This is a genomic window from Arthrobacter sp. HMWF013 (assembly GCF_003061105.1).
In the GTDB taxonomy this organism is placed as follows: Bacteria; Actinomycetota; Actinomycetes; order Actinomycetales; family Micrococcaceae; genus Arthrobacter.
On sequence record NZ_QAIQ01000406.1, the window covers coordinates 11,928 to 13,132 of the forward strand.

The following is a 1,205-nucleotide window of genomic DNA, read 5'->3' on the forward strand; positions in this document are numbered from 1 at the left end:
ACCCGGCTCCGCGGCCTCGCCGAGCGCGCGCCGGATTCCCGCTGCCGCGGCCTGCACGTCCTTAAGGCGGAGCCTGAGCAGGGCGAGTCCTGGCTGCGTAGGTCCCCCGGAGAACGCTGCCGCCCGGAAGGCTTCCTCGGCCGCTGGGAAGTCGCCGAGGAGGCGATGCGTTTCACCGAGTTCGTAGCGAGCATGGCCGAGCAGGCGGGTGCCTGCATTTTCGGCCAGGCTCGAGCATGCCTCCTGAAGCTCGGAGAGGGCCGCCGCCCAATGCCCCGCGAGCCGGAGGTGGACCGCCCGGTACGTCAGGCAGTTGCCGTAGAACGGTCCCCCGAACGGAGGAACGGTATCAAGCCAGGAGCCGAGGGCTGTGCTCCACTCGCGGACCCGTGAGAGGTCGCGGGCCTCCATCTGGCATGTGCCGATCGCCGCGCAGAAGAGCAGGCTCGTGGCCCGTGGCGTCGTCTCACCGGCAACAACGCGTAGCATCGCATCGTCGAGGCAGTCGAGTCCGTCCGCAAGGCGGCCCGACTTGACCAGTGCGCGGCCGGTGAGGAGCGTCGAGAACGCCAGCTGATCGGCGTCGTGCACGGCGGCAGCCCTCTCGCGGGCGCGCGCAAGGAGCGCCCCCGCCTCGTCATACGCTCCGGCGGCGATGCGGCCGTAAGCCATGGTGATGAGCAGCCAGCCGGGCTCTCCGCCCGCGTCGTCCGGACCAAGCTCCCGGGCCCGTGCCATCCAGCCATTGGCCTGGGCGAACTCATTATTAAGGTGATGGGCCTCCCAGAGCCAGAACGCGGAGGCAAGGGCGGCGCGCACCTGGCCGTCAGCGGCCCGAACCTCGAAGGCACGCTCGAGCGCGGTGATCGCGTCGTCGGTAAGCCCTGCGATCTGGGCGCACTCGGCGTAGCGCTCCACATCGTCAATCTCGAGGGCCGGGAGCCCGCCGGCGGCGCGGAACTCGTCGCACGCCTGCCGCCAAGCGAACGCCGCCTGGAACGTCCGGGCCCGCGCCAAGTGATCTGCGTCGTCGGCCACGTCCACCTCCTGACCACCAGTATGCATCGGTGCGATGGGCATAACTACCCAGGGGCGGATGCCGAAGAAGGCCCGGTCTGCCGATGTCCGCGGGCTGCGCCGGAGGGATCCTGAAGGTGATCCACACAGCGTGGATCACCTGTTTCAGGAGGTCATCATGTCAGAGC

Annotated in this window: 1 pseudogene; it reads right to left on the bottom strand. The window is 69.5% G+C overall.

Annotation, left to right across the window (positions count from 1 at the left end):
- Positions 1 to 1,038, bottom strand: a pseudogene (locus DBR22_RS15080) (hypothetical protein); the annotation flags it as partial.
- Positions 1,039 to 1,205: the final 167 nt, after the last annotated feature.